Genomic DNA, 13,515 nt, shown 5'->3' with positions numbered 1-13,515 from the left:
CGATCTAATCGCCTGGCATTCGAACCGATGGATGTAACGGCCCGCTACGACCTTCCGAAGATCCCGGCGGGTCGTGCCGGTGGCCCGCTCGTCCTATCGGCTGAAATCTCCGACGGGGCAGCCCGACCGTTGGTTGGTGTGAAGGGAATCCTGCTGTAGTTACGCACGAGTGTCTGTCTGCTGTGCGAGATCCCACGGGGTGGAACTGGGCCTTGTGCGTCAAACGGCGCGCAGCCCGGCCGGTCGGTCTGGTACACGACGAGTCGGCTCGCCGGTTGCTCTCCGGCGTCATGTCGTGGGAAGGACGGTCGTGCCCGTTTCGCCACCGACCGAACATCGGACGATCGTCGTGGTCGACGTCGCCGAGTTCACCCGTCCGGACAGAACTGTCGCGGACCAGCTCGCGGTGCAGGAAGGTCTTTACGAGGTGTTGCGGGCCGCGCTCACCGCAGCCGGGGCGGATCCCCACGACTGCGTGATCGAGGATCGCGGTGACGGCGCGCTCGTCCTGGTGCCGGCCTCCGTGTCGAAGAGCGAGCTCGCCGACAAGCTGCCGGACCGCCTGGCCGCTGAGATCCGCCGCCACAACGCGATTCATTCGCGACCGGCTCAGTTCAAGCTCCGGGTGGGGTTGCACGCCGGTGACATCCGCAAGAACGAGCACGGCTGGGTGGGCAACGCCGTGGTGCTGGCGTGCCGAATCCTCGACGCGGAGGAGGCGAAGTCGGAGTTGGGCAGATCTGAGCAGCTAGTGGCCTTCATCGCCAGTTCGTATTTCTACGACGAGGTGATCGCGCAGGACCCCGCCAGCGCGCCGGGCTCGTATCGCCGCATCGACGTCTCGGTGAAGTCGTTCGAGGGGTATGCCTGGCTGCGGCTGCACGGCGGCGGCTGGGAGTCGGGCACGGCGCTCCCGGCGCTGGTCGCCGCACCGGCGCGGGACGAGGACGTCGTCGTGCGGGACCTCTTTCCCGCCGACGAACTGAAGGTCCTGCAGGGTCTTCTGTCGGATGTCGAGACCGATCGCCTGCCGATGATCGTCAGTCGTGCCACGCGCGCGCTGATTCCCGTACCTCGCTTTCGCTCGGTGTGGGACGCTTTTCTCGACCTGGCCGACGTCAACGCAGGTCCCGATGGAATTCCTCCTGCCGTCGAATTCCTCGAACTGCTCGCTGCGGACCTCGGTGACGACGACGGTGCCGAGCTGACGACCTGGGTCGCGCAGAAGATTCACAACCTGCGGCGCACCGGCGAGCAGGTGGAGCGCCAAGCGGAAAGAATTCCGCTTCCCGTCGAACCGCGGCTGCATCTGATGATCGTGGTCGAGCTCGACGCCATCGACGAGGGCCGCTGCGTGCTTTCCTTCTGGCGTCAAGAAGATCCGTTGGAGTGGCCCCCGCCTCGCGGTGGAGTGTGGGAGCTCGCGGTGGACGAACTGGAACAGCGCATCGACGACGTGATCGTCGATGCGGAGAGCGAGTGGTCTGACCAGGCGATTTCCGTTGCACTGGAATTCGTGATGCCCAGGCCTCTGCTCCAGATGTCGATCATGGCGTGGAAGAAGGAGTACCGGTCGGGGTATCCACGACCGCTGGTCTATGATTATCCCCTGACTCTCAGGTCGCTCGAGCGAATGCGATCGGCTCACTGGCACCGCCTTTGGCGCATGAGGTGGGATTCGTCCGTCGATGTCACCCCGTCGTTGCGGAGAATTCACCCGTACGGATTAGTGGAAACCAAGGAGAATCCGATCGACGCCGTGCTGAGTGAATCCACGTGGGTTGGAATGGTCATGGACGAACCGCCTTCCGCGCATCCGGATCCGAGCGCTGGACCCGATGCGCTGACGGCCGCGTTGCGAGCCGGCGTGCCCCTGGTCATCTGGCATCCCCAGGCGGGCGCCGAAGAGCTGCGCGACCTCGTCAGCCGCCTCCTCCTCGACGGCATCCCCGGTGTTCCGGGTCGCCACCGTGACGCGCACCTGGCCGCGACCGACGACGGCCTGGTCAAAGATCTCGTCGTGCTGCTCGACGACCCGAATCGGAAAATCGTTCCCGGCGGACCTTCTTCGCCGACGTCGAGTGGGGGCCTCAAATGAGCGTGCGTGAACGCGGTGAAGGTGGTCGGCGCACGGGAGTCGATGCGCCTGACTGGTGGATATATCGGGGCACCGGTCGCGAAATTCACGACATCGACCTCGCCGAGTTGCTTCCGCCGCCCCCGCCGTGGCGCGATTTCCAGGGTGGCCCCCTGCCGGAGAACGACGTTCCGCGAAAAGACGACGGTGAGGCGGATCGCAGGCTCGGGCCGGAGATCAACCTGGCCGAGTCGGACGTCGACGAGCACGAACTCGATGTCGTCAACGCCGCTTTGTACTTGCGCAGGCCGTTGCTCCTGACCGGAAAGCCCGGCGTCGGGAAATCTTCTCTCGCGTGGCGCGTCGCCAGAGAACTGCGCCTCGGCCGCGTGCTCAGATGGTCGATCACCAGTCGTACCACGCTGAATTCCGGACTGTTCGATTATGACGCCATCGGCCGGGTGCAGGCGGCTGCCGGCCGGGCGCAGTCGGGAAGTTCCGAGGAGACCTCCATCGGTGAATTCGTCCGGCTCGGTCCGCTCGGCACGGCTTTCCTCCCGGGCAAACTCCCGCGCGTCGTGCTGATCGACGAACTGGACAAATCCGAGTCGGACCTCCCCAACGACCTGCTGAGCATTTTCGAAGACGGTGAGTTCGTCATCCCGGAGCTGGCCCGCGTGCGCAACCAGACGCGCGAGGTCACCGTCCACACGAACGACCCCAACGGGACCGCGACCGTCGTGGACGGCAGGGTCGGCTGCCGGGCGTTCCCGATCGTCGTCATGACGAGCAACGGCGAGCGCGAGTTCCCGCCGGCGTTCCTGCGCCGCGTGCTGCAGCTGGAGATCAAGGACCCGACGGTGGAGCAGCTGGCCGCCATGGTCGCGAACCATCTCCTTGATGCCAAAGGGGAACACCGCGAACGGCTGGTGCGCGAGTTCATCGAGAAGAGCCGCGCGGAGGGCGGCCTTCCCGCCGACCGCCTGCTGGACGCCGTCTACCTCGCCACGTCCGGGGCGTACCAGCCGGACGACGCGGCGTGGCAGCGGCTGCTCGATGCCCTGTGGCGCAGACTGAACGTGGACCAGTGACGTGGCCGGTTTCGAGGGCTTGGACTGGCCCGAGGTAGCGGACATCGTCTGGCTGGCCGCCGCCATGCGCAGCGGTACAACGGAAAGCCGTGAGCACGACTCCGGCGGAACCGAGCTGCCGGACCCCGTGAGACCAGCGCCCGCCGAGGCCGTGAACGACGAACCGCCTGCCCCTGTCGAGCCGGCCTGCCGCGAACCCAGGCGTGAGCCGGGGGACGCTCCCGTCGCCGAGACGCCGCCACCGGACGTGACCGGGACTCCGCCGCCGAACCGTGACGAGGAAGCCCGCGGGGAACTTCCCCCGGCGGCCGCCGGAGGGCCCGCGCTGACCGAAACACTGGAATGCTTCCGCGCGTTGCGGCCCTTGAAGCGGGAGATCGCCTCTTTTCGTTACGGTGCAACGATTTTGGACGAGGTGGCGACCGCGGAGCAGGTGGCGCGGACCGGCACGTGGTGGCCGATCACCCGTTCGAGTCCGGAGCGTTGGCTCGATCTGACCGTCGTTTTGGACGACAGTCCGTCCATGTCGCTGTGGCGGCCGAAGGTCGTCGCGTTCCTGGAGATGCTCGCGCGACTGGGGGCCTTCCGCACGATCCAGTTCCGCTTGGTCGACGTCGTCCGCAACGAGGACGGCACGGAGGTTCCGGTGTTGCGCGGTGGTACGCCCGGTGCGCCCGCGCGCGATCCCGCCGAGGTGCTCGACGTCTCCGGACGCAGGGTCATGCTGCTCGTGACGGACGGGGTCGGCGGCATCTGGCGGCCGGGCCTGCTGAACCCGGTGCTGGCTCGGTGGGCGCGGTCCATGCCGGTGAGCGTGCTCCACCTGTTGCCGCAGTGGTTGTGGGGCCGGGGTGCGGTGCCGCTGCACCGGGCGAACCTCAGCGTGCCGGCCGCGATGCGTCCCAACAGCCGCTGGACGTTCGACCTGCCCGACGCCTGGCTCGAGGAGGATCCGTCAGCGCACCTCCGCGACGGTGCCGTGCCCGTGCCGGTGATCGAACTGCAACCCAGGTACTTGAAGTGGTGGGCACGGCTGATCACTGCTGGGCACCGCGGCCCGGCTGCCGGGACGGTGCTGCTGGCCACTCGGGAGACGAGGGTGGCGCCGGACGGAGACATGTCGGCAAAAGAGCACGTCGGCAGGTTCAGAAGCCTTGCTTCGCCGCCCGCGCTGCGTCTGGCGACATTGCTCGCGGCGGTCCCGGCCCACCCCGAAGTCGTGAAGCTCATTCGTCATCGGTTCGTTCCCGAGGCGAAAACCGAGCATCTCAGCGAATTGCTTCTGAGCGGCGTCGTGCACTATTCTTCCCACCGCGGTGGTGGGCCCACATGGGACTCCACTGCTTTTGTCTTTCCTGAAAAAGTGCGAGAACTGCTGCTCAACGGCGCTCGGCGGTCCGAAACCGCAGGTGTCGTGCAAACGGCCGCGGCGGTATTCGGAGATCGTATTCCGGTACTGGGTCGTCTCAGGGATGCCATTGTGGATCCGGACAACACGCCGGACCCGGTGCCCTCCGTTTCCAATGCCGCTGAGGTCGGGCTGCAGCGTGCGGTGATGGGGGCGCTGTCGGGTCCGTACCTGTCGCGCGCGGATCGGCTGAGCAATGCGGTGGCGCGCGAGGTGGCGCCATCTTCTGGATCAATCAAGACTAGGATGGCGAGCAAGGAAATGCCCGATGCGGCCGAGCGCACCAGCAAGTCGACGCTGTCTGAATCACATGCGCATTCCGCATCGGACGTGGCGCATTTCGCCGGGTCGCGCGACCTCGGCCTTCCCGAGGTGAGCGGTATGACGGTTCTTCCCGCTTCGAGCTCGCGGTCGTTTCACGAACGAAGGTCGGATGATCCCCCGATCATCTGGGGAAATGTGCCGCCGCGAAACCCGAACTTCACCGGACGGGTGGAACTGCTCGAACAGCTCGGCAAACGCCTGACCGCCGGCGGCGCCACCGCGGTCCTCCCGTCCGCGCTGCACGGCATGGGCGGTATCGGCAAGACGCAGATGGCGACCGAGTACATCTACCGCCATCTGCAGGACTACGACCTCATCTGGTGGATCGAGGCGGCCCGGCCGACCCAGATCCGCGCGGGTCTGACCGAACTGGCGCGCCAGCTCGGACTTCCTGGCGCCTCCGAGGCGAACACCGCCGTCCCCGCCGTCCGTGAGGCGCTGCGCGTCGGCCGGCCGTTCCGCCGCTGGCTGCTCGTCTTCGACGCGGCGGAGAGCCCGGAGGAGGTCCGCCCGTACTTCCCGGCCAACGGTCCCGGTGAAGTGCTGATCACCTCCCGCAACCCGGACTGGGCCGGTGTGGCACGGCCGCTGGAGCTCGCGGTGTTCGACCGCGCGGAGAGCATCGAACTGCTCGGCAAGCGCGGCCCGGAGATCGACCAGGCGGACGCGAACGTGCTCGCGGAGAAGCTCGGTGACCTCCCGCTCGCCATCGAGCAGGCCGCGGCCTGGCGAGCTGTCACCGGCATGCCCGTGAGCGAGTACCTCCGGCTGTTCGACGAGTCCGTCGCGGAAATCCTCGACACGTCCGCCCAGACGGACTACGAACGCTCGGTCGCCGCCGCCTGGAACGTGTCGTTCGACGAGTTGAAGAAGCGCAACCCGGCCGCACACCAGATCCTGCACATCTGCGCCTTCTTCTCACCGGAACCGATCTCGCGTGACCTCTTCACCGGTGTCAACCGGGTGTCGATCTCCCCGGAACTGGACGCGGCGCTGCGCGACCCGATCAAGCTCGCGCGGGCCATCCGCGACATCAACCGCTACGGCCTCGCGAAGATCGACCACGCCAACAACACCTTGCAGCTGCACCGGTTGGTCCAGTTGGTGCTCCGCAACCGAAGCATGGCGCCGCAGGTGCACGCCCAGATGATGCACGGCGCGCACCAGCTCCTGGCCAGTCTGGACCCCAACGACCCCGAGTCGAACAGGCACTGGCCGCGTTACCGCGAACTGCTGCCGCACGCTTACGCGTCCGACATCTCCGACTGTGATGACGACTGGCCCCGGCAGCTCATCATCAACCTGATGCGCTTCCTCTCCGCCTGGGGCGACCACGAGGAGGCCGCGCGCCTGGCGCAGCGCGCGAACGAGAGCTTCGAGCGCAAGCTGGGGCCGACGCATCCGCAGACGCTGGAAGTGGCCTCACGTCTCGGTTTCTACCTGCGAGCGGCGGGCAGCTACGAAGAGGGCTCGCGGGTCAACCAGCGCACGCTGCAGCGCCGGATCTCGGTGTCCGGGGAGGACAGTGAGGAGGTGCTGAAGCTCCAGCTCAACATCGTGGTCGATCTCCGGGTGCAGGGTGACTTCGCCGCGGCGACGAAGCTGAGCGAGGAGATCTACCACAAGTCCAAGCGGTTGTTCGGTGAGGACGACCCGGAGACCCTCCAGGCCGCCTACCAGCACGGCATCAGCCTCAGGCTGTCCGGTGAGTACCTGGCGGCGGCCGAACTCGACCGCGACACCGCCGACCGCCGCAGCGAGGTGCTGGGGCCTGATCACCCGAGGACGCTCAGCAGCTACGCCTCGGAGATCGTCGACCGGCGCGAGGCGGGTGAGTACGTGCGCTCCCGCATAGAGATGGAGAAGTTCACCGAGGTGTTCAGGGCGCGGTTCCCCGCGGACAACCCGGACCAGGCGACCTTCTCGTTCATGCTCTCGGTGGTGCGCCGCAAGGACGGTGACCACGCGCGAGCGCTGGAGCTGTCCACGCCGGCACTCGCCCAGTTCTCGCTGCTGTACAAGGCTGACAACGCGACGCGGATGGCATGCGCTCTGGCGCATTCGATCGACCTCCGCCACACGGGAGATCTGGACGCCGCGAAGAAGCTGGGTGAGGACACGTTCGAGCACTACCGGAACGGCTTCGGGGAAAGCCATCCGCACACGATCTCGGCGACCGTCGACCTCGCGGTGACGATGCGGCTCAAGGGAGAGGTGGCCGAGGCGCGAGAGCTCAACGAACGGGCGTTGGAGCTCTTCCGCGGCGGTCTCGGTCCGAACCACCCCTATGCGATCGTCACCACGGTCAACCTGGCGAGCGATCTCGCCGCGCTGGGTGAGACCGAGCGGGCGATCGCGCTGGGCCAGGACGCTGTGGAGCGGGGCGGCCGAGTACTGGGCGTCAACCACCCGACCGTGCTGGCGGCCTCGCTCAACCTCGGCCACGACCTGCGAACGGCGGGTCGCCCGGAGGAAGCCGTGCCTTATCACGAACCGGTGCTGGACAGGTATCGCAAGGTGTTGGGCGAAGCACACCCCGGCACCATCTCGGCGGTCAAGGGCGTACGTGCGAACTGCGACATCGACCCGCTGCTGATGTAGTGGGTTTCAGCCGGAGACGAGCTGGCCGAGCCACCAGGCGAGCTTTTCCGGAGTGGGTACGTCACGTGCGGTGCGCCGGAGTTCGCGGTGCACCGCACGTACTACTTCCGGGCAGTGCAGCAGTGCGCGTGCGGCCGGGTTGGGACCGGATCCGCTCAGGGCGAGTCCGAGACCGACCAGTGGGGCAGGCCGGTCGGGATCGACCCGCAGTTCCGCGCGGTAGCCGCGGGCCGCGTCGGTGAAACGCCCGGTGGTCAGGGCGAAGTCCGCCTCGGTGGCTCCGGGGACCGCGCGCCGGAGGTCGCGTCCCCCGTCGCTCAAGCCGAGGCGCGTCAACGTCGCGCGGCTTCGGGACCACGGCCCGTCCGGCACCGGTGTCGGTGGGAGGTCGGCCGGAGCCAGGACGACGGGCGGCCTCGCGCGCCCGGCCAGCCAGGCTTCCGCCGCCGCGGCGACGATCGCGGGATCCGGCCGGAGGTGGCGCAGTCGCCAGCCGGCTCGGTGGTCGGCGGCGAGCAACTCGGTCTGTTCCAGGACGTCCTGGGGCACCGGTTCGTGCTGCCACGGTCCGAGCACCTCCGCGATGCCGTCCAGAAACCGTCGCCCCGCCTCAGTCAACATCGCGTCGCGACGTAGGGCCAGCAGCGTGCGCCACGTCTGGCCGCGCCAGTGCGCGAACTCGAAACTTGCGCGCTGCGATTCGCCGGACCGGGCCTTTCCACGCCAGAACGCGGTCACTCCGAAGAACGCGTAGACGCCCTGGAGAGCGCCGCTGAGCGGGCGTGGATCATCTCGCCAGGGCACGTAGATCCGTTCTGTGCGGTCGATTTCGTAGAGCACCGCCAAGTGGAGGATGCCGCCCAGCACGATGTGCTGGAACTCGTGCACCAGCGTGGCGGCGAGGTCGGCGGCGTCCACGGGCAGTCCGATCACGGCGCTGCCGAAGGCCTCGCCGGTCGACGCGCTCGGGTTCTGGAACGGCACGTTCGGTTTGGGCACCACCGAGTCCAGCCCGGCGGCGAGCGCACCCGCGAGTTCCGGTGTGGCATCGAGCAGCAGTTCGCGCGCATCGCTGAGCAGTCGTCGCCACACGCCGACTTCGGTGATCTTCAGTCGTTCCGGCATCAGCGGCTCGTGGAGCCCGCGATAGGGATCCAGGTCGTCCAGGGTCACTGAGAGCTTGCTCGTCCTGGTGCCGGCTCCGCACGTGCGCAGGCCCCACCAGCCGGGAGAGTCGGAGTCGAGTCTGGCCGGCAGCTGCACCTCGCCGCTCTCGCCGGAGACGACGTAACGGCCACGTCCGCCTCGCACCTCGGCGGTGGAGAACTGGTCCGAAGCCGGCAACCGGGCAGTTCCGAGCGAGGGCAGGATCGCGTTGCCTTCCCACAACGGTACGGAAATCTCGAAATCCAGGTCGGCCATGACCGCCGCGGCCGCCGCGAGCGCGTGCACGTGGCCGAGGTGCATCCACAGTGGACAAACACCGTCGATGCCGTTGTTCAGCAACCGGGTCGTGTAACCTGCCCAGCTTCCGGTGTACGGGTGCGCGAACGCCCGGTCGAGGGCTGTGGGCGACACGTTCTCGACTCGGGCGAGCAGGTCCCACACCGCTTCGAGCGGTGGCAGCGGCCCGTACGCCTCTGGTGTCTTCGCTGAGAGTTCGAGCAAAGCGTGCACCAGGAGTTTTCGTCTGCTGAGCTCTGCTCCGCGCAACCGGCCGATCATGTGTGCGTCGCCGCTCAGGCGAGCGAAGGCGTCGAAGTCACTCCACGGCAAGCGGTGGAACGGGGTGGTGGCATGTGTCATGATCAGTCGATCCGCTCACCACCTGTGTTGTTGTCGCTTCTGTAGCCCGTGCTGATGTGGCCGGCTCGTTCGACGACGTGGCGCAGGGAGCGGCGCAGGAGGTCGCTGTCGAGCTCGCGCAACCTGGTGAACGGGATGCCTTCGAGGTCGATCAGCGCGGATTCCAGGTCCGGCTCCAAGCCCGATGAGCTCATGGTGTCGATTCCCCTCACGCCGAGTGCCCGGTCGGTGCGGGCAATCCCATGATGACGCAACAATGAGGGGTTCAGGTAGGCCGGAACCTGACGTTTCCTTGCGCCGAAACGACCAGCGGCCGTCGAGTTCGAGCTTCGGGTGGCACTGCTGGCCTGGAATTGGACAAGAAATGGAAGCTTTCGAAATGGGAGGAGCGGACCCGCGAAGCGGTTCGCCGAGCTGGCCGGTGAGCGGCTCGTCGGACTCGTGCCGCCGAAGATCATGCCGGTGCGTGCGTGCGTGCCGGAGCACGGGCGGTGTTGCAAGAAGGGCTACCGCTGCAACGGCATCTGCTCGTCGGCGAGCAGCAGCTGCAAGTGACACGACGGGGTGCCGGCGATTCGTCACCAGCACCCCGCACTCGTTGCCAGAGGCCGACGTGTTCGACCTGTTCGCTCGTGTGCTGCTCGCCGTTGCGGGCACGCGGCTCGGGTATGGCGTCGTCATGACGTTGCTCGTGGCGTTCTGCGGCGCGGCCGTCCTGGCCATCACCGGTCGGAAAGCGGTGCGCTGCAAGTGTTGTGGTGGTGGTGGCGACGTGCTGTCCCCGCCGCACACCCGCCCGATCGCCAGCACCGTGCCCAGCCGGGGGAACCGGCGGCTGGTCAAGGCGTCGTGCAACGTGCCGCGGGCACACCCGGTGCGGCGTGCCAGTTCGCGGTGAACAATCCGACCAGCAGACGAAGCTCGTCCAGGTCGATGCCGAGCGCGGTCCTGCCCCCTGTGGCCATCCAGACTCCCGTGTTGCGGGCTCTCGTCCAGCCCGCCGCATGGTTGCCCGAGGGCCCGAGAATCCGCTGCTGGCCTTGCGACTAGGGCAGGCGGGCCTGCGCTGTGTCAGCACCGGTCTGGGCGTTGAGTTCGCTCTTGCGGCGCGTCAGCACGAGCGGCCCGTCCTCGGTGATCGCGACGGTGTGCTCCGAGTGGGCCGTGCGCGAACCGTCGGCCGAGCGCAGCGTCCAGCCGTCCTCGTCGTAGATGATCTGGTCGGTCGTGGCGGCGAGCCACGGCTCGATCGCGATGGTCAGGCCGGGCTTGAGCTTCATGCCGTGCCGGGGCCTGCCGTTGTTCGCGACGTGCGGGGCCTCGTGCATGGTGCGGCCGATGCCGTGGCCGCCGAACTCCAGGTTGGGCGTGTAGCCGGACTTGCCGCAGACCTCACCGATCGCCGCCGAGATGTCGCCGAGCTTGTTGCCCACCTGCGCCACCTCGATCGCCGCCGCCAGCGCCACCTCGGTGGTGCGGACCAGGCGCTGGTCCTCCTCGCGGGGGGTGCCGACGATGACGGTCATGGCCGAGTCGGCCGCCCAGCCGTCGATGGTGACGGCGATGTCCATGGTCAGCACGTCACCGTCCTGCAGCACGTAGCTCTTCGGCAGGCCGTGCAGCACCGCGTCGTTGACGGCGAGGCAGGTCACGTTGCGGAACGGGCCGCGGCCGAACGACGGCGAGTAGTCCCAGTAGCAGGACACCGCGCCGCGCTCCTCGAGCATGTGACGCGCGTGGTGCTCGAGGTCGAGCAGGTTCACCCCCACCGCGGCCCTGCCGGAGAGCTCGTCGAGCACCTCCGCGATGAACTGGCCGGTGACGTGCATGCGCTCGATCTCGGCGGGCGACTTGAGCTCGATCAACGTGTTCCTCCATCAGCGGGTGCCGGTATAACTATACCGGCTTCGCGGAGACGGCTGAACAACACCACCCAGGAGGGGGACGCGCGTTGCGCCAGCCCGGACACATCACCACAGTGCCTGGTCATGAAGCAGGTGTTGCAGCACAGGATCGACTCGACCTTCGCCCACTACGACGTGAACCGCAACGGCGTCATCGAACTCGCGGACGTCTACGCGCTGGCCAACCGGCTGTTGCAGGCGTACGGGGAACCGGCGTCCTCGGAGCGCGGCCGTGAGCTCGTGGAGGCCTACGACCGGTTCTGGGAGATGCTGGCCGACCACTGCGACACGGACCGCGACGGCAAGATCGGCCCGGTGGAGTACCGCGACGCCATGAACGAGGCGTTCGTCGAGGGCGGTCCGATCAACATGGACTTCCTCGAGGTCGTCCAGTCCCTGCTCGACCTCATGGACACCAACGGCGACGGCCGCGTGGACGCGTCCGAGTTCGGGGTCCTGCTGAAGGCGCGTGGACTGTCGGCGGAGGAGTGCGGCCGCGCGTTCGCGCACCTCGACACGGACGGCGACGGCGCGATCAGCGTGCAGGAGTACGTGATGGCCGTGCGCGACTACTACACGAACCCGGCCGAGGACACCCCTGGCAGCTGGCTGTACCCGAAGGCGCTGCAGCGCACCTGATCTGCTCCGCCGACCGCGAGGGGTTCCTCGGTGCCCGGCTCGTGCGGCTGCCCGGCGGTGAATGGCTCGACGTCGTCGAGTGGCGTTCCTCGGAGGACTACGCCGCCTCCGGCCGGAAGGGCCCGAACCTGCCCGGCATCAAGGCGTTTGGTGGGGGCCCGGTCAGTGCGGCCGGACCCCACCATCGCTAGCCGCAGAAGTAGCTGGAGGCCGACTTCGGGTCGCCGTGGAAGTACCGGGACGTCCGCGGGTACGGGCAGAGGTTGCGGGTCGAGTCGGCCGTCGCGGCGGTGAGGGTGGCGGGTGCCTTGCCGCGTTCGACCCAGTCGACGAGCTGGCCCAGGGCGTTGGTGGGCTGAGGTCCGTCGCCGCCGAGGCAGTGGTCGACGCCGGGAGCGGTGAACAGGCGGTAGAAGTCGTTCACGTACCCCATGCGCCGCTCGACCTGGTCGCGGTACCTCAGCGTGCCGCCGGGCGGGATCAGCTGGTCGTTCGTGCCGACGAACGTGATCAGCTTGCCGCCCGCGCGCCGGAACGCCGACAGGTCGGGGTCGGAGGTGCCGATGACGCCGTCGAACTCGCGGACCGACTGCCGGAACAGGTCGCGGTACTGGGCGTAGGTGAGCTTCGAGGTGTCGAAACCGGGTTGCTTCAACAAGAAGTTCTGCACCCACTGGGCCGCGACGGGGAAACCGGGACCGGGGAAGCCGGGGATCGTGCCCGCGAGCCACACCGGGTCGGCGCCCTTCGGCAGGCCCGGCCAGAGGCTGCGGCCGCGTTCGTCGGTGGGGCCGTCCCAGATCTTGCGCATGACGTCGGCGTCGGCCTTCGTCACCACGACCTCGCCGCCCTCGCACAGGATCTTCCTGCCGACGAGCTGACGCGGGTCGTAGCTGCAGCGGTCCGGGCGGTCGACGATGCCGTTGGTGACACCGTCCTGGGAGTCGCACGCCTCGATCGCGGCCTTGCGGAACGCCTCCAGCACGCAGTTGCCGACGACGTGCCCGTCGTTGCCCTGCACGATCTGCGGCCACAGCGTCGCGACGGCGAACTGGGACCAGTTCACGGCGGGCGCGTTGGCGAGGACACCGTTGTAGTCGTCCGGGAAGCGTTGCGCCTCCAGGTAACCCTGGCGGCCGCCGGTCGAGCAGCCGTTCCAGTACGAGTACGTGACCGGACGCTGGTAGTGCCCGCGCACGACCTGCTTGGCGATCACGGCGGCCTCGTGCACCGAGCGGCTCGCGAAGTTGGTCAGCAGCGTCTGGTCGACCGCGCCGTTCTTGACCGCCCAGCTGGTGTCGAGGCCGCCCAGCACGCCGGCGTCGGTCGTCACGGCCGCGTAACCGCCCTGCAGGGCCTGGGTGAACGGCGCACCGGTGTCACCCGCGGCATATGCGCTGCCGCCGACGCCCTGCAGCCGGCCCGTCCAGTTCTGGGGCAGGCCGACGACGACCTTCACGTGGTCGTCGGTGTGCGTGAGCGTCACGGTGATCTCGCAGTGCGTGGCACGGCTCACGGCGTCCACGGACTCGATCTTCGCGCCCGCCGGGGCGGTGACCGCGACCGTCGCGCAGGTAGGGGTGCTCGCCGACGCCGGCGCGAGCGGCGCCAGTCCGGTCAGGAGCAGTGTTGTCGCCAACAGCTTCGTCAGTCGTCTCACGCCGC

The 13,515-nt window shown here is 68.0% G+C and carries 9 protein-coding genes; 5 read left to right on the top strand and 4 right to left on the bottom strand.

The window, feature by feature from the left end:
- Positions 1 to 310: 310 nt before the first annotated feature.
- From DFR72_RS38095 to fxsT, 3 genes are read left to right on the top strand one after another with little or no spacing between them, the layout of a single operon-like run.
- Positions 311 to 2,098, top strand: coding sequence for a VMAP-C domain-containing protein (locus DFR72_RS38095; RefSeq protein WP_143086968.1), 1,788 nt, complete (start codon positions 311 to 313; stop codon positions 2,096 to 2,098).
- Positions 2,095 to 3,168, top strand: a complete 1,074-nt coding sequence (locus DFR72_RS38090) for an AAA family ATPase (protein WP_090071798.1) — start codon at positions 2,095 to 2,097, stop codon at positions 3,166 to 3,168. Before DFR72_RS38095 ends, DFR72_RS38090 begins: the two co-directional genes overlap by 4 nt.
- 1 nt (position 3,169) lies before the next feature.
- Entirely contained in the window at positions 3,170 to 7,501 is a 4,332-nt protein-coding gene (gene fxsT, locus DFR72_RS38085; protein ID WP_281273461.1) for an FxSxx-COOH system tetratricopeptide repeat protein, read from the top strand.
- A gap of 6 nt (positions 7,502 to 7,507) precedes the next feature.
- On the opposite strand, the gene DFR72_RS38080 is transcribed toward fxsT, so the two are convergent.
- Both DFR72_RS38080 and DFR72_RS47270 read right to left on the bottom strand, forming a co-directional pair.
- Entirely contained in the window at positions 7,508 to 9,307 is a 1,800-nt protein-coding gene (locus DFR72_RS38080) for an HEXXH motif domain-containing protein (RefSeq protein ID WP_090071799.1), read from the bottom strand.
- 2 nt (positions 9,308 to 9,309) lie between these two features.
- Positions 9,310 to 9,765, bottom strand: coding sequence for a hypothetical protein (locus DFR72_RS47270; RefSeq protein WP_245983812.1), 456 nt, complete (start codon positions 9,763 to 9,765; stop codon positions 9,310 to 9,312).
- 140 nt (positions 9,766 to 9,905) lie between these two features.
- On the opposite strand from DFR72_RS47270, the gene DFR72_RS38070 reads away from it, so the two are divergent.
- Positions 9,906 to 10,205, top strand: coding sequence for a hypothetical protein (locus DFR72_RS38070; RefSeq protein ID WP_143086969.1), 300 nt, complete (start codon positions 9,906 to 9,908; stop codon positions 10,203 to 10,205).
- A 148-nt stretch (positions 10,206 to 10,353) separates the two neighbouring features.
- Here the strand turns inward: DFR72_RS38070 and map are convergent, their stop codons facing one another.
- Positions 10,354 to 11,172, bottom strand: coding sequence for a type I methionyl aminopeptidase (gene map / locus DFR72_RS38065; protein ID WP_090071805.1), 819 nt, complete (start codon positions 11,170 to 11,172; stop codon positions 10,354 to 10,356).
- A gap of 123 nt (positions 11,173 to 11,295) precedes the next feature.
- Between map and DFR72_RS38060 the strand changes: the two genes are divergently transcribed.
- Positions 11,296 to 11,850 (top strand): EF-hand domain-containing protein, encoded by a 555-nt coding sequence (locus tag DFR72_RS38060; protein ID WP_090071807.1) that lies wholly within the window; start codon positions 11,296 to 11,298, stop codon positions 11,848 to 11,850.
- A 187-nt stretch (positions 11,851 to 12,037) separates the two neighbouring features.
- On the opposite strand, the gene DFR72_RS38050 is transcribed toward DFR72_RS38060, so the two are convergent.
- A complete protein-coding gene (locus DFR72_RS38050; RefSeq protein WP_090071810.1) occupies positions 12,038 to 13,510 on the bottom strand; it encodes a tannase/feruloyl esterase family alpha/beta hydrolase in 1,473 nt (490 codons plus the stop codon).
- Between the last annotated feature and the right edge of the window lie 5 nt (positions 13,511 to 13,515).

The organism is Lentzea flaviverrucosa, assembly GCF_003350445.1.
GTDB lineage: Bacteria > Actinomycetota > Actinomycetes > Mycobacteriales > Pseudonocardiaceae > Lentzea > Lentzea californiensis.
The sequence above is the reverse complement of the archived record's forward strand: the minus strand, read 5'-3'. Positions and strand labels throughout refer to the sequence as shown.

What these genes read in the sequence shown, in the direction of transcription:
- DFR72_RS38080 (WP_090071799.1), bottom strand. Translation starts at nt 9,307, where the DNA reads ATGACACATGCCACCACCCCGTTCCACCGCTTGCCGTGGAGTGACTTC.
- DFR72_RS38060 (WP_090071807.1), top strand. Translation starts at nt 11,296, where the DNA reads ATGAAGCAGGTGTTGCAGCACAGGATCGACTCGACCTTCGCCCACTAC.
- DFR72_RS38090 (WP_090071798.1), top strand. Translation starts at nt 2,095, where the DNA reads ATGAGCGTGCGTGAACGCGGTGAAGGTGGTCGGCGCACGGGAGTCGAT.
- DFR72_RS47270 (WP_245983812.1), bottom strand. Translation starts at nt 9,765, where the DNA reads ATGATCTTCGGCGGCACGAGTCCGACGAGCCGCTCACCGGCCAGCTCG.